The organism is Streptomyces sp. BV286 (assembly GCF_019090165.1).
Taxonomy (GTDB): domain Bacteria; phylum Actinomycetota; class Actinomycetes; order Streptomycetales; family Streptomycetaceae; genus Streptomyces.
Genome location: NZ_JAHRIB010000150.1, coordinates 22,520 through 41,165 on the forward strand (window position 1 = coordinate 22,520; position 18,646 = coordinate 41,165).

An 18,646-nucleotide genomic window follows, 5' to 3' on the forward strand; every position below is an offset into this window, starting at 1 on the left:
TGCCCCGCTATGTGGGCTTATCTACGACAGTGTGCCCACGGCGAGGGGGGACGTGCCTGTGCACGTTTAATGAAGGCGCCCTCGGACGCCGGGGCCACGTACCCTTTTCTGTTGTGTCGAATGCCAACGAAGACAGTCCCAGTGCGCTGAACCAGGTGCAGAGCCGCGCGGTGAGCGAGCTGCTGCGGGTGTCCCCCGTCGCCGATGACCTCGCCCGCCGATTCCAGGAGGCCGGGTTCTCTCTCGCCCTGGTCGGTGGCTCGGTCCGGGACGCCCTCCTCGGCCGGCTCGGCAACGACCTGGACTTCACGACGGACGCCCGCCCCGAGGACGTACTGAAGATCATGCGGCCCTGGGCCGATTCCCTGTGGGATGTCGGGATCGCCTTCGGCACGGTGGGGGCGCAGAAGGACGCCCGCGTCGGAGACGTGGATCAGAGCTTCCAGATCGAGGTGACGACGTACCGCTCGGAGGCGTACGACCGGACCTCGCGCAAACCCGAGGTGTCCTACGGCGACTCCATCGAGGAAGACCTGGTCCGCCGTGACTTCACGGTGAACGCGATGGCCGTGGCGCTGCCCGAGAAGGTGTTCATCGATCCGCACGGCGGGCTCGACGATCTCGCGGCGCGTGTTCTGCGGACCCCGGGCACTCCTGAATCGTCCTTCTCCGACGATCCGCTGCGGATGATGCGGGCCGCGCGCTTCGGGGCGCAGCTCGACTTCGAGGTGGCGCCGGATGTCGTCGCGGCGATGAAGGCCATGGCCGACCGTATCGAGATCGTCTCGGCCGAGCGCGTGCGTGACGAGTTGAACAAGCTGATCCTCTCCGCTCACCCGCGCAAGGGGCTGACGTTGCTCGTCGACGCGGGACTGGCCGACCGGGTGCTGCCCGAGCTGCCCGCGCTGCGGCTGGAGAGGGACGAGCACCACCGGCACAAGGATGTCTACGACCACACGCTGATCGTCCTGGAGCAGGCCATGGCGCTGGAGGAGGACGGTCCGGACCTCACGCTGCGGCTGGCCGCGCTGCTGCACGACATCGGCAAGCCGCGCACCCGTCGTTTCGAGCAGGACGGGCGGGTCTCCTTCCATCACCACGAGGTGGTGGGGGCCAAGATGACCAAGAAGCGGATGACGGATCTCAAGTACTCCAACGAGCTCGTGAAGGACGTCTCGCGCCTGGTCGAGCTGCACCTGCGCTTCCACGGGTACGGCACCGGAGAGTGGACGGACTCGGCGGTCCGGCGGTACGTCCGTGACGCGGGTCCACTCCTCGACCGCCTCCACAAGCTGACCCGCTCGGACTGCACGACCCGCAACAAGCGCAAGGCCACCGCGCTCTCCCGCGCGTACGACGGCCTGGAGGAGCGCATCGCCCAGCTCCAGGAGCAGGAGGAGCTGGACGCGATCCGGCCCGATCTCGACGGCAACCAGATCATGCAGGTCCTGGGAATCGGTCCCGGCCCTGCGATCGGTCAGGCCTACAAGTTCCTGTTGGAACTGCGTCTGGAGAACGGGCCGATGGAGAACGACGCGGCGGTGTCGGCACTCAAGGAGTGGTGGGCGGAGCAGAGCTGAAAACGCGCCGACGTCATGTTTCACGTGAAACATGACGTCGGCGCGACGGTGCTGGAACGCCGAGGGCCCGTTGTTTCACGTGAAACAACGGGCCCTCGGCGTCAGCAAGCTTCTACTTGGAGGAGTACTCCGACAGGCAGAGGGTGAAGTCGCTGCTGCCGCCGGTCTCGGTGTACTCGGCGAACTTGGTGCGGTCGCAGCCCGAGTCGTCGGTCTTCTTCTGCTCGACCTTGTACGCGGCCTTCGAGTTGCCGCAGTCCACGACCTCGAGCTCCGGGTCGGTGGTGCTGTCCGGGTTGCCGATGCTCATGCAGTCGCCGACCTTGGCGCTCTGGGCATCGTCACGGCTGGCGAACCAGCCGGCGCCGGCGACTATGAGGGCGATGGCCACGATTCCGAAACGCAGGTACTTCTTGAAGCTGCGCTTCGGCGGCTCGGGCGGGACCGGGGCGTACGGAGCGTTGGGCTGCTGCGGGAAGCCCTGCGGAGGCTGCTGCCCGTACGGGTTCCCCTCGGGCGGCTGCCCCTGAGCGAACGGATTCTGGCCCTGGGGCGGCGGAGTGGTCACTTGGGGGTCCCCCTCGAACTAGGAGCGCGTGGCGCGAAATAAGACGGACGTAAGCTACCGGCCCCCACTGACAACTCTGTACCCCAGGGAGTCTCTGTGGCATTGATGTGACACTTACTGGAGCTCAAAGCGGGCCATAGCCGCAGCAACTGCCCCGTAGATAACGGCCACCGTGACCACAAGGGCCACGGAGCGGCCATCAGGAGGCAGCATCAGGGCGGCCACCGCCGCGGCGCCGACGAAGGCGACGTTGAACAGGACGTCGTAAACGGCGAAGATCCGGCCACGGAATTCGTCCTCGACGGACGACTGGACCAACGTGTCGGTGGCGATCTTCGCGCCCTGGGTGGTCAGACCCAGCACGAAGGCCGCGACGAGCAGCGGGACTTCGGCGAACGGGAGGCCCAGCGCCGGCTCCAGAACCGCGGCGGATCCCGCACAGGCGATGATCCAGCCGCCGGGCCCGAGACGGCTTGCTCCCGCCGGGGTCAGCACAGCCGCGGCGAAGAAGCCCGCACCGGAGATACCCAGGGCCAGACCGAGAAGGGCGACCCCGTCGTCGTCCGGGCCGGACGACAAGGCATACCGGCAGAGCATCAGCACCATGACGGTCAGCGCGCCGTAGCAGAACCGCATCAGGGTCATCGCTGTCAGCGCCCAGGCGGCCTCCCGGCGCGGAGGCTCGGCGAGGTGACGTACGCCCGCGGCCAGCCCACGCGCTGTGCCGATCACCGCTGTCCGCAGCCGTGGTCGCACCGACCGGAGGTCGGGTCCGAGCAGTTCCGGAGCCAGGCGCAGCGAGGCGAGCGCGGCGCACCCGTACAGCGCCGCTCCCACGAGAACCACCGCCGCGTCGGAGTCGGAGGCGACGATGCGTACGAGGAGGGCGAGACCGCCGCCGAGGGTCGCGGCGAGCGTTCCGGCCGTGGGCGACAGGGAGTTGGCCATCACCAGGCGCTCCGGGTCGACGACACGGGGCAGGGCGGCGGAGAGGCCCGCCAGCACGAATCTGTTGACGGCTGTCACGCACAGCGCGGACGCGTAGAACAGCCAGTCCGGCACGCCGCTCAGCATCAGGAGGGCCGTCAGGGAGGCGAGCAGCGCCCGCAGCAGGTTCCCGTACAGAAAGACCTGCCGGCGTCGCCAGCGGTCCAGGAGGACGCCCGCGAAGGGGCCGACGAAGGAGTACGGCAGGAGCAGGACCGCCATCGCGGAGGCGATCGCGGCCGCCGAGGTCTGTTTCTCCGGCGAGAAGACGACGTACGTGGCGAGAGCGACCTGGTAGACCCCGTCGGCGCCCTGTGACAGCAGCCGTACGGCAAGCAGACGCCGGAAGTTCCGGAAGCGCAGGAGTACGCGCAGGTCACCCACGACAGCCATGGGTTACAGCCTCGCACAGGGAAAGGGTCCCCGGAGCGATGCCCCGGGGACCCTCAACAGCCGTGCGCAGATTGAGCTTTAGCGCTCGACCTCGCCCTTGATGAACTTCTCGACGTTGGCGTAGGCCTCGTCGTCGAAGTACTGGACCGGCGGGGACTTCATGAAGTAGCTCGACGCGGAGAGGATCGGACCGCCGATGCCGCGGTCCTTGGCGATCTTCGCGGCGCGCAGGGCGTCGATGATGACACCCGCGGAGTTCGGGGAGTCCCAGACCTCGAGCTTGTACTCCAGGTTCAGCGGGACGTCACCGAAGGCGCGGCCCTCGAGGCGCACGTACGCCCACTTGCGGTCGTCGAGCCAGGCCACGTAGTCGGACGGGCCGATGTGGACGTTGTTCTCGCCGAGCTCACGGTCGCGGATCTGCGAGGTGACGGCCTGCGTCTTCGAGATCTTCTTGGACTCCAGGCGGTCGCGCTCCAACATGTTCTTGAAGTCCATGTTGCCGCCGACGTTGAGCTGCATGGTGCGCTCGAGACGGACACCGCGGTCCTCGAACAGCTTCGCCATCACGCGGTGCGTGATGGTGGCGCCGACCTGCGACTTGATGTCGTCACCGACGATCGGGACGCCGGCCTCGGTGAACTTGTCCGCCCACTCCTTGGTGCCGGCGATGAAGACCGGCAGGGCGTTGACGAACGCGACCTTGGCGTCGATGGCGCACTGCGCGTAGAACTTCGCCGCGTCCTCGGAACCGACGGGGAGGTAGCAGACGAGGACGTCGACCGCCTGGTCCTTGAGGACCTTGACGACGTCGACCGGAGCCTCGTCCGACTCCTCGATGGTCTCGCGGTAGTACTTGCCGAGCCCGTCATGGGTGTGGCCGCGCTGGACCGTGACGCCCTTGCTCGGGACGTCGCAGATCTTGATGGTGTTGTTCTCGCTGGCGCCGATGGCGTCCGAGAGGTCGAGGCCGACCTTCTTCGCATCGACGTCGAAGGCGGCGACGAACTCGACGTCACCCACGTGGTAGTCGCCGAACTGGACGTGCATCAGGCCCGGCACCTTGGCCGCCGGGTCGGCGTCCTTGTAGTACTCGACGCCCTGAACCAGCGAGGCGGCGCAGTTGCCCACGCCGACGATGGCTACGCGAACCGAACCCATTCCGGTTGCTCCCTGTGTGTACTTGGTGAAGCCCTGAGCGGACCTCACGTGGCAGTGTCGTCGGACGGATCCGGCCCGAGGTCGCCCCCGGGCCGGGGCAGGCCGCCCGACTCCCCAGATGTCTTGTCCTGCTGAGCGGAGCCGTCAGGCCCGGGACGCTGATGGTCCCGTCCTGCCCGCTCGCTCTCGATGAGCTCGTTCAGCCAGCGCACTTCGCGCTCCACGGACTCCATTCCGTGGCGCTGGAGCTCAAGGGTGTAGTCGTCGAGGCGTTCCCGGGTGCGCGCCAGCGAGGCACGCATCTTCTCCAGGCGCTCCTCGAGACGGCTGCGGCGTCCTTCGAGGACCCGCATCCGTACGTCCCGTGACGTCTGGCCGAAGAAGGCGAAACGAGCGGCGAAATGTTCGTCCTCGTACGCGTCGGGACCCGTCTGCGAGAGCAGGTCCTCGAAGTGTTCCTTACCTTCGGCCGTCAACCGATAGACGATCTTGGCGCGACGCCCTGCGAGTGGTGCCGCGACGGCGTCCTCGGGGGTGCTCCCCGGTTCCTCGATCAACCAGCCGTTGGTGACCAGCGTCTTGAGGCAGGGGTAGAGCGTCCCGTAACTGAACGCACGGAACACACCCAGTGACGTATTGAGGCGTTTGCGCAGCTCATAGCCGTGCATCGGGGACTCGCGCAGAAGGCCGAGGACGGCGAACTCGAGGATCCCGGAACGCCGGCTCATCGTCGCCTCCTCTCTGCCGCGGCCCTGCCGTGACGGTCTTTATGCCGAGCTGATGTATCGACTCGATACATCAGAACGATAGATCGGACCTCGTCGTGCGACAAGAGGGGGCACGGTGAACGGCGTCACATCACCGATTCGTAGGAAGCAAGTTGCCTGATTTGGGGTGAACTTCGGCGCTAGGCGGGTTTTGACGGTGCGTAGTCTGTGCGCCATGCAAACCACCGGGAACCGTGTGACGCCTGGGGACGTCCTTGTCCTTGGTGCAGTACGGATGAATGTAAAAACGACCGCATCCGTACTTCGGGGGGACCGGAAACCAGCCGCCGTTTCCAGGCGCGCTCAGGTGCGCCTGCCCGAGGAGTAATCGTTCGATGAGCGAGCACCGTCGCAAACCGCCGCAGCCGCAGGGCGGCGGACGTGCCGCGGCCCGACGCGGCCAGACAGGGTCGTCCTCCGGCCGCCGTGCGGCACCGCGAGGCGCAACCGAATCTCCTTCCGACTCGTATGACTCGGGGGGTGGGGATCGCCCGTTCGGCAGCCGTGCCGAAGCCCGGCGGGCGACACAGAGAAGCAACAGTGGCGGCGGCCGGCGCAGAGCGGCCGACGGCGCGGGGACCGGCGGCCACGGTGGTGGCGGCCGGCGAGGCGGACCCGGCGGGCCCACCGGCCCCGGACGGGGCCGCGGACGTGGTTCCGCACCGCCGCAGAACCGGATCATCGACTACCCGCGCGCGGGCAGGTACGGGGCGGCGCGATGGGTGCCGTCCTGGAAGCTCGTGACCGGTGTGTTCATCGGCTTCTTCGGCAGCATGATGGCCGTCGCGGGAGTCGCGTACGCGCTGGTGGGCATCCCGGACGTCGCCAAGACGGCGGAGGCGCAGAACAACGTCTACTACTGGGCCGACGGCACACAGATGGTCGCGACCGGTGGTGAGACGAACCGGCAGATCATCGACTACTCCCGGATTCCCAAGGAGATGCGCTACGCCGTCATCTCGGCCGAGAACAAGACGTTCGAGAACGACCGGGGTGTCGACCCCGTCGGCATCGGCCGGGCCCTGTTCAACATGGCCAAGGGCGGTGAGACCCAGGGCGGCTCCACGATCACCCAGCAGTACGTGAAGAACGCGATGCTGGAGGATCAGTCGCAGACGATCTCGCGGAAGTTCAAGGAGCTCTTCGTCTCGATCAAGGTCGGCGCCAATGTCGAGAAGGAAGACATCATGGCCGGCTACCTGAACTCGGCGTACTACGGCCGTGGGGCGTACGGGATCCAGGCCGCCGCGCGGACGTACTTCGACGAGGACGCCGAGGACCTCGACCCGAGCCAGTGCGCCTTCCTGGCAGCGGTGCTCAAGGGAGCCACGTACTACGACCCGGCCGGCGCGGAGTCGATCGACCCGTCCGCCACCCCCGCCGCCAACCGCCAGCGTGCGGAGACCCGGTGGCGCTGGATCCTCGACGAGATGGTCAAGGACGGGCACCTGACGCAGGCGAAGCGGTCCGAGTACCCCGACTTCCCCAAGCTGCAGAACCCGCGTTCGAACGCACAGCTGGGCGGTCAGGTCGGTTATCTCGTCGACCTCGCCAAGGCGTACATCGTCAACAACAGCGAGAAGACCGGGATCACCGAAAAGGATCTTCGCGAGGGCGGCTACGAGATCCACACGACCTTCCAGAAGAAGAAGGTCGAGCAGCTCGAGAACGCGGTGCAGAAGGTCGTCAAGGAGAACATCAACGAGAAGACCCGCCCGAAGACGGACAAACACGTCCAGTTCGGCGGGGCGTCGGTGGACCCGAAGACCGGAGCCATCAGGGCCATCTACGGCGGTGAGGACGCGACCAAGCACTTCACCAACAACGCCGACCAGACCGGTGCCCAGGTCGGTTCGACCTTCAAGCCGTTCGTGCTCGCGGCCGCCATGAAGTGGGGCGTCCTCGACCCCGACCTCGGGCCGAACCAGGCTCAGGACGAGCGGATCAAGGTCTCGCCCAAGAGCCTCTACAGCGGCAAGAACAAGCTCAAGATCCAGGACTACGACGGGTCGGTCTGGACCGACAAGGACGGCAAGGAGTGGCTGCAGCGGAACGACGGCGACGAGTCGTACAACCCGCCCAGCTTCCAGATCGACCTCCGTGAGGCGATGAGGGTCTCCTCGAACTCCGCCTACGTCCAGCTCGGCATGAACGTGGGTCTCGAGAAGGTCAGGGAGTCCGCCCTGGACGCGGGCATCAAGGAAGGCAGCCTGGCCAGCGCCAACTTCCCGTCGTTCTCCATCGGCACCTCCGACCCGAGCGCGATCCGTATGGCCGGCGCGTACGCCACCTTCGCGGAGAGCGGCAAGCAGAACGAGCCGTACTCGGTCGACGAGATCACCAACGAGGAGGGGCAGGTCTTCAGCCACGCGAACGTCGCCAAGTCGAAGCAGGCCTTCACCCCGCTGGTCGCCGACAACATCACCGACGTCCTGAAGACCGTCGTCGACGAGGGCACCGGTACCGCGGCGAAGCTGAACGGCCGACCGGTCGCGGGCAAGACCGGTACGACCGACGGCAACAAGTCCGCCTGGTTCGTCGGCTACACCCCGCAGCTCTCGACCGCCGTCTCCATGTACCGGATGGACGACGACGAGTCCAACAAGAAGCGCGAGTTCCTCGAGATGTACGGAACGGGTGGCCAGGACAAGATCCACGGTGCCTCGTTCCCGGCGGAGATCTGGCACGACTACATGGAGGACGCGCTCAAGGGCTCGAAGGTGGAGCAGTTCCCGACGCCCGAGCCGATCGGCGAGGTCGTCAACGACGTCCCCACCCCGAGCGTGACGCCCACGCCCACGGAGACGGAGGAGGAGAGCGCCACGCCGACTCCCACGCCCACGGAGTCCGAGACCCTTCCCTCGCCCTCCGCGAGTGAGAGCTGCGGCAACTTCGGCGGCTTCGGGTGCGAGGACACCGGGGGGACCAACAACGGCGGGACCGATGCCGGCGGTACGGACGGAGGCGTGACCGCGTCACCCTCACAGTCCGAGGAGGACGGCGACTCCAGAGGCAACGGCAACGGCAACGGTGGTTTGTTCGGAGGCTCGACGGGCTAGCGCCACCAGGGTTTCCCGAACGCGACGTGGTCGCCGGCTCCGGCCGGCGACCACGTCGCGTTTCAGCGGCCGGAGAGGCGGCAGAGGGGCCTTTCTCCCGCTCCGGGCAGGCATGAGCGGCGGACAGCGGGCCGCCTCGGCGGGGGCCCGTCCGGGCCGAGCCGCCCGTCCGGGCGTGTTCCCAGGCGCGTACGGCAGGATGTGCGGCATGCCCAGTGCAGAAACGACGCGCGCGAGCGTGCACGAGCCAGATCTGGTGCGGCCGACCAAGGAGGACCCGGTCGCCGCGACCGGCAGCGAACTGTTCGGCGGCCCCCTCGGGCGCCGTGCGCTGCTCGGGACGTCCTGGTGGACTCCCGTGCGGGTCATCGCACTCATCGCGATCGGCGTGTTCGCCCTCGGCATGGTGCAGAAGCTGCCCTGCTACGACGGTGCCTGGTTCTTCGGCGCCAGCTCGCAGTACACACATGCCTGCTACTCCGACATCCCGCACCTCTACCAGGGACGGGGCTTCGCCGACGGGCTCGTGCCGTACTTCGACAAGCTCGAAGGCGACATGGAGTACCTCGAGTACCCGGTGCTGACCGGCGTGTTCATGGAGGTCGCCGCCTGGCTCACGCCGGGCAGCGGCACCATCCAGCACCAGGAGCAGGTCTACTGGATGGTCAACGCCGGAATGCTGATGGCGTGCGCCGCCGTCATCGCCGTCTGCGTGACCCGCACCCACCGGCGGCGGCCCTGGGACGGCCTGCTGGTCGCCCTGGCACCCGCGTTCGCGCTGACCGCCACCATCAACTGGGACCTGCTGGCGGTCGCTCTGACGGCCGCGGCGATGCTGATGTGGGCTCGGAGCCGCCCCTTCGCCTTCGGCGTGCTGCTGGGGCTCGCCACGGCCGCCAAGCTGTATCCCATGCTGCTGCTGGGGCCGCTGCTGGTCCTGTGCTGGCGCGCGGGCAGATGGCGTGAGTTCGGTACCGCCCTGCTCGGCGCCGTCGGCTCCTGGCTGGTCGTGAACCTTCCGGTCATGCTGCTGGCGCCCGAGGGCTGGTCGAAGTTCTACACGTTCAGCCAGGAACGCGGTGTCGACTTCGGCTCCTTCTGGCTGATCCTCTCCCAGCGCATGGAGACGCCACTCGTCACCGACACCGTCAACACGGTGGCCACGCTGCTGATGCTGGTCTCCTCCGTGGGCGTCGCCGCACTCGCGCTGACCGCTCCGCGCAGGCCCCGCTTCGCCCAGCTGGCGTTCCTGATCGTCGCGGCCTTCATCCTCACCAACAAGGTCTATTCACCGCAGTACGTACTGTGGCTGATTCCCCTGGCCGTGCTGGCCCGCCCGAAGTGGCGGGACTTCCTGATCTGGCAGGCGTGCGAGGTCGCGTACTTCCTCGGGATCTGGATGTACCTCGCGTACACGACCAGCGGCGACGCCCACAAGGGACTGCCGCAGGAGGGGTACCAACTGGCCATCGCCGTCCACCTGCTGGGGACGCTCTACCTGTGCGCGGTGATCGTGCGGGACATCTTCATGCCGGAGCGGGACGTGGTGCGGCGCTCCGGGGACGACGATCCGTCGGGTGGTGTGCTGGACGGAGCGGAGGACGTGTTCGTCCTGGGCGCCGCGGCCCGCCCGCCACGGCACGCCGCGCACTTCGACGGTCCGTACGTGGAGTGGGGCAGCGGCGACGAACCCGGGAAGAATCCGCGTTCGCTCTGAGCGAACAAGGCGTGGTTGAGGTGCGTGAAAGGCCGTACACGGACTCCGTGTACGGCCTTTCACGCGTGTACGGGCGGCCGAGGCGCCGCGTGCGGTCAGCGCTCGACGACGCGGTCGAACTGCGTGGTGGTGTGCCGCAGGTGGGCCACCAGCTCCTCACCGACCTTCGGCTCCGGAGCGTCCGAGGGCACGAAGAGGATCGAGACCTGCATGTGCGGGGGCTCCGCGAACCAGCGCTGCTTGCCGCCCCACACGAAGGGTGAGAGGTTCCGGTTGACCGTGGCGAGGCCGGCCCGGGCGACACCCTTGGCGCGCGGCATGACGCCGTGCAGGGCCTTGGGAGCCTCCAGACCCACTCCGTGCGACGTACCGCCCGCCACGACGACCAGCCAGCCGTCCGAGGCCACCTTCTGCTGGCGGTAGCCGAAGCGGTCGCCCTTGGCGACGGCGGAGACGTCCAGAACGGCTCCGCGGTACTGGGTGGCGTCGTGGTCCCCCAGCCACAGCCGCGTGCCGATACGGGCGCGGAACCGGGTCTGCGGGAACTGCTGCTGCAGCCGGGCGAGCTCCTCGGCCTTGAGGTGGCTGACGAACATGGTGTGCAGCGGCAGGCGTGCCGCGCGCAGCCGGTCCATCCACCCGATGACCTCCTCAACGGCGTCCGAGCCGTCGGTGCGGTCCAGGGGCAGGTGGATCGCGAAGCCCTCGAGCCGCACGTTCTCTATGGCGGCGTGCAGCTGGGGCAGGTCCCGCTCGCTCACCCCGTGCCGCTTCATGGAGGACATGACCTCGATGACGACGCGGGCGCCCACGAGGCCGTAGACGCCGTCGACCGACGACACCGAGCGGATGACGCGGTCGGGCAGCGGGACGGGCTCCTCGCCCCGTCTGAACGGCGTCAGCACCAGCAGGTCGCCGCCGAACCAGTCCTTGATCCGCGCCGCCTCGTAGGTCGTGCCGACGGCCAGGACGTCCGAGCCCAGGCGGGTGGCCTCGTCGGCGAGCCGCTCATGGCCGAAGCCGTAGCCGTTCCCCTTGCAGACGGGCACGAGCCCCGGGAACTGCTCGGACACGTGCTTGTGGTGCGCCCGCCAGCGTGCGGTGTCGACGTAGAGCGTGAGCGCCATGGCCGGACCTGGAACCTTTCTCGTGGCAGCGGTGTATCAGAGGTGTGAAAACGGATTCTGGTGCGTCAGCGGCGCGACATGTAGATGTCGAGCGCCTTGTGGAGCAGTTTGTTGAGCGGGAAGTCCCATTCGCCGAGGTATTCGGCGGCCTGCCCACCGGTACCCACCTTGAACTGGATGAGACCGAAGAGGTGGTCCGTCTCGTCCAGCGAGTCGGAGATGCCGCGCAGGTCGTAGACGGTCGCGCCGAGCGCGTAGGCGTCGCGCAGCATCCGCCACTGCATCGCGTTCGAGGGCCGGACCTCGCGCCCGATGTTGTCGGAGGCGCCGTAGGAGTACCAGACGTGCCCTCCGACGACCAGCATCGTCGCGGCGGACAGGTTCACACCCTCGTGCCGGGCGAAGTACAGCCGCATGCGGTTGGGGTCCTCGGTGTTGAGAGCCGTCCACATGCGCTGGAAGTACGAGAGCGGTCGAGGCCGGAAGTGGTCGCGCAGAGCCGTGATCTCGTAGAGGCGCTGCCACTCCTCGAGGTCCTGATAGCCGCCCTGTACGACCTCGACGCCGGCCTTCTCGGCCTTCTTGATGTTGCGTCGCCAGAGCTGGTTGAAGCCCTTGTGGACGTCTTCCAGCGACCGGTTGGCGAGCGGCACCTGGTAGACGTAGCGGGGCTGTACGTCGCCGAAGCCCGCCCCGCCGTCCTCGCCCTGCTGCCAGCCCATGCGCCGCAGCTTGTCGGCGACCTCGAAGGCGCGCGGCTCGATGAAGTCGGCCTCGATGTCGCGCAGGCGCTTCACGTCCGGGTCCTGGATGCCCCTCTTGATCGAAGTGGCCTCCCAGCGCCGGATGATCACCGGCGGGCCCATCTTCACGGAGAAGGCGCCCTGCTGCTTGAGGTGCGCGAGCATCGGATCCAGCCAGTCGGTCAGATTCGGCGCGAACCAGTTGATGACCGGGCCCTCGGGCAGATAGGCGAGGTAGCGCTTGATCTTGGGCAGCTGGCGGTACAGGACGAGGCCCGCCCCGACCATCTCGCCGGACCTGTTGTCGAACCATCCGAGGCTCTCGGAGCGCCACTCCGCCTTGACGTCTGCCCAGGCGGGGACCTGCATGTGGCTGGCCGCGGGCAGGCTCTGGATGTACGCCAGATGCTGCTCTCGGCTGATGGTCCTCAGGGTCAGGCTCATTCGGGGCGCTCCTCGGGCTGGTGTGTCCCCATGGATACAGGGGCTCCGGCTCTCGCGCCGAAGCCTACTGCGCCCTGCGAGCGCCCCGTCTGGCCGTATGCATCCCGGGCCCCGACCGATACGCGGTCGGGGCACCGCGAGGTGTTGTCCTGCCGGTGGGCCGGGAGTCGGGAGGCCCGGAAGCCGCCTCCGTCCCGGAGCCGCCGTCAGCCGATGACGCCGCCGAAGAGGCCACCGTGTGCCATGCCGAGGAAGAAGCCCAGGGCGGAGGCACCCAGACCCAGGATCAGCCCGAACCGTTCCCGGGTCGTCTCGGAGACGAACTGCCCGTACGCGCCGGTGATGATCCCCACCAGCCCCGCCCACGAACTGAGCAGATGCAGGTCATGGAACATCGCGGACACGAAGGCCGTCACTCCGAGGACCAGCGTCACGGCGAGCAGGGTGTCCTGGAGCGGATGGGGCTTGTGGTCGGTGGCGAAGAGGGAACCGGCGGTGTTCGGTCGCAATGCCTGTGCCATGTGGCACCTCCTGCGGAAGGCGGCGCATCGTAGCGCCATACACACCCGATGTGTACAGATTGACGGTCAGGAGCCCCGGATTTCAACCGGAAGCGGGTGTGCGGGTAGTCTGTACCGTCTGCACCGGTGTCTGCCCAGGCCACGACACGGTCTCCTGCCCAGTTCGCTGAGCAGCGGCCCGATTGTCAGTGGCTGCCGATACCGTTGCTACGCATCACAACCCTCCTGCCACGGAACGACCGTGGCCGCCGAGTCCAAAGGAGGTGGGTTACACATGCGTCACTACGAAGTGATGGTCATCCTCGACCCCGATCTCGAAGAGCGTGCTGTCTCGCCGCTGATCGAGAACTTCCTCTCCGTCGTCCGTGAGGCGAACGGAAAGGTCGAGAAGGTCGACACATGGGGCCGTCGTCGTCTCGCGTACGAGATCAAGAAGAAGCCCGAGGGCATCTACTCGGTCATCGACCTGCAGGCCGAGCCTGCGGTCGTGAAGGAACTCGACCGCCAGATGAACCTGAACGAGTCGGTCCTCCGGACCAAGGTCCTCCGTCCCGAGACCCACTGAGCTTTCCAGCTCAGCTGATCTCGGACACCGAGTAGCAGCAGCACCAAGCAGCCAGCAGCAAACCCGCCGAGAGGTTCCCCCATGGCAGGCGAGACCGTCATCACGGTCGTCGGCAATCTTGTCGACGACCCCGAGCTGCGCTTCACCCCGTCCGGTGCGGCGGTCGCGAAGTTCCGTGTCGCGTCCACTCCCCGCACCTTCGACCGTCAGACCAATGAGTGGAAGGACGGCGAAAGCCTGTTCCTGACCTGCTCGGTCTGGCGTCAGGCGGCGGAGAACGTCGCCGAGTCGCTCCAGCGAGGCATGCGCGTCGTCGTGCAGGGCCGGCTGAAGCAGCGGTCCTACGAGGACCGTGAGGGCGTCAAGCGCACGGTCTACGAACTGGACGTCGAGGAAGTCGGCGCCAGCCTGAAGAACGCCACGGCCAAGGTCACCAAGACCACCGGTCGGGGTGGCCAGGGCGGTTACTCCGGTGGTGGCGGTGGCGGTCAGCAGGGCGGCGGCTGGGGCGGAGGCTCCGGCGGCGGTCAGCAGCAGGGTGGCGGCGCTCCCGCCGAAGATCCCTGGGCGACCAGCGCTCCTGCCGGCGGCAGCGGCAACCAGGCCGGTAGCGGCGGTGGCGGCTGGGGTGGAAACTCCGGCGGTTCCGGCGGCGGCTACTCGGACGAGCCCCCCTTCTAGGCCTCGTGCCGAAGGTGGGCCGTACCCACACTTCTTGATCAAACAGGAGAGACACACATGGCGAAGCCGCCTGTGCGCAAGCCGAAGAAGAAGGTCTGCGCATTCTGCAAGGACAAGGTCACGTACGTGGACTACAAGGACACGAACATGCTGCGGAAGTTCATTTCCGACCGCGGCAAGATCCGTGCCCGCCGCGTGACCGGCAACTGCACGCAGCACCAGCGTGACGTCGCCACGGCTGTGAAGAACAGCCGTGAGATGGCGCTGCTGCCCTACACCTCCACCGCGCGATAAGGGAAGGGTGACCGACAAATGAAGATCATCCTCACCCACGAGGTCTCCGGCCTCGGTGCCGCGGGCGACGTCGTCGACGTCAAGGACGGTTACGCTCGCAACTACCTGATCCCGCGGAACTTCGCTATCCGCTGGACCAAGGGTGGCGAGAAGGACGTCGAGCAGATCCGTCGTGCTCGCAAGATCCACGAGATCGCGACGATCGAGCAGGCCAACGAGATCAAGGCCCGCCTCGAAGGCGTCAAGGTCCGTCTGGCCGTCCGCTCCGGCGACGCCGGTCGTCTCTTCGGTTCCGTCACCCCGGCCGACGTCGCTTCGGCGATCAAGGCTTCCGGTGGCCCCGAGGTCGACAAGCGCCGCATCGAGCTGGGCTCGCCGATCAAGACGCTGGGCGCCCACGAGACGTCCGTGCGTCTGCACCCCGAGGTTGCCGCCAAGGTCAACATCGAGGTTGTCGCAGCCTGACCCCTGCGCTCAGCAGAGCTGAGAGAAGGGCCGCATCCCGCGAGGGTGCGGCCCTTCTTCATGTGGTTCGGGCTCCGTGCGGTTCGCGTCTTGAGGTCCTTTGGTCCTTGCTGAGGCTCGAATCTGCGCGAGGCGTGGAGTGGGAGGTCCCGCTCCGGGGCCGACCGTTTCTCCGTTTCACGTGAAACGGGCCGGAGTCCGGCAGCCGGCAAGGCGACGAAGACCCTTGGTTGGGCGGCTTCTTGTTTCACGTGAAACGGAGAAACCGCCCACCGTTTCACGTGAAACAGTCAGCGTGTAGCGCCGGTCACGATCCAGCGGCCCGAACGGGTGCGCAGCCACAGGGTCAGCATGCGCACGGTCATCATGAGGGTCATCGCGCCCCAGACCGCGGTGAGCCCGCCGCCGAATACAGGTACGAGAAGCGCCACCGGAGCGAAGACCGCCAGAGTGACCAACATGGCCCGTGCGAGATAGGGGCCGTCTCCCGCCCCCATCAGGACGCCGTCGAGGACGAAGACGATGCCGCAGATCGGCTGGGACAGCGCCACCACGAGAAGAGCGGGTAGTGCCGTGTCCTGGACCGACGAGTCGCTGGTGAAGAGCGGGAGGAAGAGCGGGCGGCTTGCGATGACCAGACCTCCGAGTACGACGCCGACGGCGATACCCCACTCGACCATGCGGCGGCATGCCTCGCGGGCTCCTCGGGCGTCGCCCGCCCCCAGATAGCGCCCGATGATGGCTTGCCCCGCGATGGCGATCGCGTCGAGCGCGAAGGCGAGCAGGCTCCACAGCGACAGGATGATCTGGTGGGCTGCGATGTCGGCGTCTCCGAGGCGCGCGGCGACAGCGGTGGCGATCATCAGGATCGCGCGCAGGGAGAGGGTTCGGACGAGGAGAGGTGCTCCGGCCTGGGCACAAGCGCGTATCCCTGCGAGGTCGGGGCGCAGGGACGCTCCGTGCTTGCGCGCCCCGCGGACGACCACATAGAGGTACGCGGCCGCCATACCGAACTGGGCGATGACGGTGCCCCAGGCGGAGCCGGCGATACCGAGATCCGCGCCGTAGACGAGAGCCGCGTTCAGGACGGCGTTGGCGACGAAGCCCGCGATGGCGACATAGAGCGGGGTCCTCGTGTTCTGCAAGCCGCGCAGGACGCCGGTGGCAGCGAGGACGACGAGCATCGCGGGGATGCCGAGCGTCGAGATACGCAGGTACGTGACGGCGTAGGGGGTAGCCGTGTCCGAGGTTCCGAAGAGTTCCACCAGAGCGGGTGCGGTGGGCAGGACGATGGCGATGACGGCGGCACCGAGCAGCAGGGCGAGCCAGATGCCGTCCATCCCCTGACGGATGGCGGCCTGCAGATCTCCCGCGCCGACCCGACGGGCGACGGCGGCCGTGGTGGCGTACGCGAGGAAGACGAAGATGCTGACGGCGGTGGCGAGGAGAGCGGAGGCGACTCCGAGACCGGCGAGTTGAGCTGTGCCGAGATGGCCGACGATGGCGGTGTCGGCCATCAGGAAAAGAGGCTCGGCGATGAGCGCGCCGAAGGCCGGGACAGCCAGCGCGACGATCTCTCGGTCGTGCCGACGCCGGGTGGCCTTGGGGGCCTCGGGAGCCTGTGTCATGCACATCAATCTAATCTTCCACAGGTAAGAGATGCAAGTGTCTCGTGACCCTTACTGGCAAACTCGTGCGACGGGTCGTCACACGCCGTTTCCATAGATCTTGGTCCGACCGGGAAAGTTTTTCTTCTGCACAGCCGGTGGACGGGATAAGTGCAGGTCAAGATGGGTGTGGAAAAGAGGCTGAGTGCTTGTTCACAGGCCTGTCCACCGGGTCGTGCACAGGTTTTGCGGAGTTCTCCACAGCATCGGGGCCGTCGTCCACATGGCCTGTGGATAACCAGATTGGCTGACGGTGCCCGCGGGCCTACCGTGGTGCGGCACCCTCTCCCTCCTCCGTCCTCGGAAACCTCGCAAAACCGACGCGTCAGAACCGGAGTTGGGCGTCTCATTTGTCAGTGTCGTGCCGTAGGAATGAGAGGCACGGCGAGGTCCGCTCAGCGGACGGGAGGAGGTGGCCCGGTGAGTATTTCCGAGCCCTTGGACGATCCGTGGGCCGACAGCGGTCCCAGTGACCGTCTGCCCGCCTCCCGCCAGCGCCGCGACGGGGGCCGGAGCCGGGACGACCAGCACGACCGCGGTTCGGACAACAGTGCCTGGGACGGGGCCGGTTCGTCCTTCGAGCGCGTACCACCGCAGGATCTCGACGCCGAACAGTCCGTTCTCGGCGGCATGTTGCTCTCGAAGGACGCCATCGCCGACGTCGTGGAAGTCCTCAAGGGCCACGACTTCTACCGTCCGGCACACGAGACCGTCTACGGCGCGATCCTCGACCTCTACGCCAAGGGCGAGCCGGCCGACCCGATCACGGTCGCCGCCGAGCTCACCAAGCGCGGCGAGATCACCAAGGTCGGCGGCGCGTCCTATCTGCACACCCTGGTCCAGACGGTCCCGACCGCGGCCAACGCCGAGTACTACGCGGAGATCGTCCACGAGCGCGCCGTCCTGCGCCGCCTGGTCGAGGCGGGCACCCGCATCACGCAAATGGGATACGCGGCCGACGGTGACGTGGACGAGATCGTCAACAGTGCCCAGGCCGAGATCTACGCGGTCACCGAGCAGCGCACGACCGAGGACTATCTGCCGCTCGGCGACATCATGGAGGGCGCCCTCGACGAGATCGAGGCGATCGGCTCGCGCTCGGGGGAGATGACCGGTGTGCCGACCGGCTTCACCGACCTCGACCAGCTCACCAACGGTCTGCATCCCGGGCAGATGATCATCATCGCGGCTCGTCCCGCCATGGGTAAGTCGACGCTGGCGCTCGACTTCGCGCGAGCCTGTTCGATCAAGCACAACATGCCGAGTGTGATCTTCTCGCTCGAAATGGGCCGCAACGAAATCGCCATGCGTCTGCTGTCCGCCGAAGCACGCGTGGCGCTGCATCACATGCGCTCCGGCACGATGACCGACGAGGACTGGACCCGGCTCGCCCGCCGGATGCCCGATGTCTCAGCCGCCCCGCTCTTCATCGACGACTCCCCGAACCTGTCGATGATGGAGATCCGTGCCAAGTGCCGTCGTCTCAAGCAGCGTGCCGACCTGAAGCTCGTCGTCATCGACTACCTGCAACTGATGCAGTCCGGTGGCAAGCGCTCCGAGAGCCGGCAGCAGGAGGTCTCGGACATGTCCCGAAACCTGAAGCTGCTGGCGAAGGAGCTGGAGCTGCCCGTCATCGCGCTGTCCCAGCTGAACCGTGGTCCCGAGCAGCGCACCGACAAGAAGCCGATGGTCTCCGACCTGCGTGAATCCGGGTCCATCGAGCAGGACGCGGACATGGTGATCCTGCTGCACCGTGAGGACGCCTACGAGAAGGAGTCGCCGCGCGCGGGCGAGGCGGACATCATCGTGGGCAAGCACCGTAACGGCCCGACGGCCACGATCACGGTCGCCTTCCAGGGTCACTACTCACGCTTCGTGGACATGGCACAGACCTGACCGCCACCCGG

Annotated in this window: 16 protein-coding genes; 8 read left to right on the top strand and 8 right to left on the bottom strand. The window is 67.3% G+C overall.

Annotation, left to right across the window (positions count from 1 at the left end; genetic code table 11):
- Positions 1-113 precede the first annotated feature (113 nt).
- Positions 114-1,580, top strand: coding sequence for a CCA tRNA nucleotidyltransferase (locus KUF83_RS24780; protein ID WP_217457131.1), 1,467 nt, complete (start codon positions 114-116; stop codon positions 1,578-1,580).
- Positions 1,581-1,692: 112 nt separating this feature from the next.
- Here KUF83_RS24780 and KUF83_RS24785 read toward each other — a convergent pair whose 3' ends face one another.
- From KUF83_RS24785 to KUF83_RS24800, 4 genes are all read right to left on the bottom strand, one after another.
- Entirely contained in the window at positions 1,693-2,148 is a 456-nt protein-coding gene (locus tag KUF83_RS24785; protein WP_217457132.1) for a hypothetical protein, read from the bottom strand.
- A 114-nt stretch (positions 2,149-2,262) separates the two neighbouring features.
- On the bottom strand, positions 2,263-3,528 hold the full coding sequence (locus tag KUF83_RS24790) for an MFS transporter (RefSeq protein WP_217457133.1): 1,266 nt from the start codon (positions 3,526-3,528) through the stop codon (positions 2,263-2,265).
- 78 nt (positions 3,529-3,606) lie between these two features.
- On the bottom strand, positions 3,607-4,689 hold the full coding sequence (locus tag KUF83_RS24795) for an inositol-3-phosphate synthase (RefSeq protein WP_217457134.1): 1,083 nt from the start codon (positions 4,687-4,689) through the stop codon (positions 3,607-3,609).
- A gap of 44 nt (positions 4,690-4,733) precedes the next feature.
- Entirely contained in the window at positions 4,734-5,417 is a 684-nt protein-coding gene (locus KUF83_RS24800) for a PadR family transcriptional regulator (RefSeq protein ID WP_217457135.1), read from the bottom strand.
- Positions 5,418-5,791: 374 nt separating this feature from the next.
- Here KUF83_RS24800 and KUF83_RS24805 point away from each other — a divergent pair, with 374 nt between their 5' ends.
- Both KUF83_RS24805 and KUF83_RS24810 read left to right on the top strand, forming a co-directional pair.
- Entirely contained in the window at positions 5,792-8,515 is a 2,724-nt protein-coding gene (locus KUF83_RS24805; RefSeq protein WP_217457136.1) for a transglycosylase domain-containing protein, read from the top strand.
- A gap of 199 nt (positions 8,516-8,714) precedes the next feature.
- Positions 8,715-10,232 (top strand): glycosyltransferase family 87 protein, encoded by a 1,518-nt coding sequence (locus tag KUF83_RS24810; RefSeq protein WP_217457305.1) that lies wholly within the window; start codon positions 8,715-8,717, stop codon positions 10,230-10,232.
- A 95-nt stretch (positions 10,233-10,327) separates the two neighbouring features.
- Here the strand turns inward: KUF83_RS24810 and KUF83_RS24815 are convergent, their stop codons facing one another.
- The 3 genes from KUF83_RS24815 to KUF83_RS24825 form a co-directional block, all read right to left on the bottom strand.
- Positions 10,328-11,359: an alanine racemase gene (locus tag KUF83_RS24815; protein ID WP_217457137.1), complete on the bottom strand. Its 1,032-nt coding sequence runs from the start codon at positions 11,357-11,359 to the stop codon at positions 10,328-10,330.
- 65 nt (positions 11,360-11,424) lie between these two features.
- A complete protein-coding gene (femX, locus tag KUF83_RS24820) occupies positions 11,425-12,546 on the bottom strand; it encodes a peptidoglycan bridge formation glycyltransferase FemX (protein ID WP_217457138.1) in 1,122 nt (373 codons plus the stop codon).
- A gap of 206 nt (positions 12,547-12,752) precedes the next feature.
- A complete protein-coding gene (locus KUF83_RS24825) occupies positions 12,753-13,067 on the bottom strand; it encodes a hypothetical protein (protein WP_217457139.1) in 315 nt (104 codons plus the stop codon).
- A 274-nt stretch (positions 13,068-13,341) separates the two neighbouring features.
- On the opposite strand from KUF83_RS24825, the gene rpsF reads away from it, so the two are divergent.
- The 4 genes from rpsF (at position 13,342) to rplI (ending at position 15,072) form a co-directional block, all read left to right on the top strand.
- Positions 13,342-13,632 carry a 30S ribosomal protein S6 gene (gene rpsF, locus KUF83_RS24830; RefSeq protein ID WP_028804085.1) on the top strand — a complete coding sequence of 97 codons (291 nt, stop codon included), beginning with the start codon at positions 13,342-13,344 and terminating at the stop codon, positions 13,630-13,632.
- 81 nt (positions 13,633-13,713) lie between these two features.
- Positions 13,714-14,313, top strand: a complete 600-nt coding sequence (locus tag KUF83_RS24835) for a single-stranded DNA-binding protein (protein ID WP_217457140.1) — start codon at positions 13,714-13,716, stop codon at positions 14,311-14,313.
- 57 nt (positions 14,314-14,370) lie between these two features.
- Complete coding sequence (gene rpsR / locus KUF83_RS24840) at positions 14,371-14,607, top strand: 30S ribosomal protein S18 (protein WP_003949403.1); 237 nt, start codon at positions 14,371-14,373, stop codon at positions 14,605-14,607.
- Between the two features lie 18 nt (positions 14,608-14,625).
- Positions 14,626-15,072 carry a 50S ribosomal protein L9 gene (gene rplI / locus KUF83_RS24845; protein WP_217457141.1) on the top strand — a complete coding sequence of 149 codons (447 nt, stop codon included), beginning with the start codon at positions 14,626-14,628 and terminating at the stop codon, positions 15,070-15,072.
- 290 nt (positions 15,073-15,362) lie between these two features.
- On the opposite strand, the gene KUF83_RS24850 is transcribed toward rplI, so the two are convergent.
- Positions 15,363-16,700: an MATE family efflux transporter gene (locus KUF83_RS24850; protein WP_217457142.1), complete on the bottom strand. Its 1,338-nt coding sequence runs from the start codon at positions 16,698-16,700 to the stop codon at positions 15,363-15,365.
- A 459-nt stretch (positions 16,701-17,159) separates the two neighbouring features.
- Between KUF83_RS24850 and dnaB the strand changes: the two genes are divergently transcribed.
- On the top strand, positions 17,160-18,635 hold the full coding sequence (gene dnaB, locus KUF83_RS24855; protein ID WP_217457143.1) for a replicative DNA helicase: 1,476 nt from the start codon (positions 17,160-17,162) through the stop codon (positions 18,633-18,635).
- Positions 18,636-18,646: the final 11 nt, after the last annotated feature.

Coding starts and splice junctions, on each gene's coding strand:
- KUF83_RS24790 (WP_217457133.1), bottom strand. CDS start 3,528: ATGGCTGTCGTGGGTGACCTGCGCGTACTCCTGCGCTTCCGGAACTTC.
- KUF83_RS24795 (WP_217457134.1), bottom strand. CDS start 4,689: ATGGGTTCGGTTCGCGTAGCCATCGTCGGCGTGGGCAACTGCGCCGCC.
- KUF83_RS24800 (WP_217457135.1), bottom strand. CDS start 5,417: ATGAGCCGGCGTTCCGGGATCCTCGAGTTCGCCGTCCTCGGCCTTCTG.
- KUF83_RS24805 (WP_217457136.1), top strand. CDS start 5,792: ATGAGCGAGCACCGTCGCAAACCGCCGCAGCCGCAGGGCGGCGGACGT.
- KUF83_RS24810 (WP_217457305.1), top strand. CDS start 8,715: ATGTGCGGCATGCCCAGTGCAGAAACGACGCGCGCGAGCGTGCACGAG.
- KUF83_RS24815 (WP_217457137.1), bottom strand. CDS start 11,359: ATGGCGCTCACGCTCTACGTCGACACCGCACGCTGGCGGGCGCACCAC.
- femX (WP_217457138.1), bottom strand. CDS start 12,546: ATGAGCCTGACCCTGAGGACCATCAGCCGAGAGCAGCATCTGGCGTAC.
- KUF83_RS24825 (WP_217457139.1), bottom strand. CDS start 13,067: ATGGCACAGGCATTGCGACCGAACACCGCCGGTTCCCTCTTCGCCACC.
- rpsF (WP_028804085.1), top strand. CDS start 13,342: ATGCGTCACTACGAAGTGATGGTCATCCTCGACCCCGATCTCGAAGAG.
- KUF83_RS24835 (WP_217457140.1), top strand. CDS start 13,714: ATGGCAGGCGAGACCGTCATCACGGTCGTCGGCAATCTTGTCGACGAC.
- rpsR (WP_003949403.1), top strand. CDS start 14,371: ATGGCGAAGCCGCCTGTGCGCAAGCCGAAGAAGAAGGTCTGCGCATTC.
- rplI (WP_217457141.1), top strand. CDS start 14,626: ATGAAGATCATCCTCACCCACGAGGTCTCCGGCCTCGGTGCCGCGGGC.
- KUF83_RS24850 (WP_217457142.1), bottom strand. CDS start 16,700: ATGACACAGGCTCCCGAGGCCCCCAAGGCCACCCGGCGTCGGCACGAC.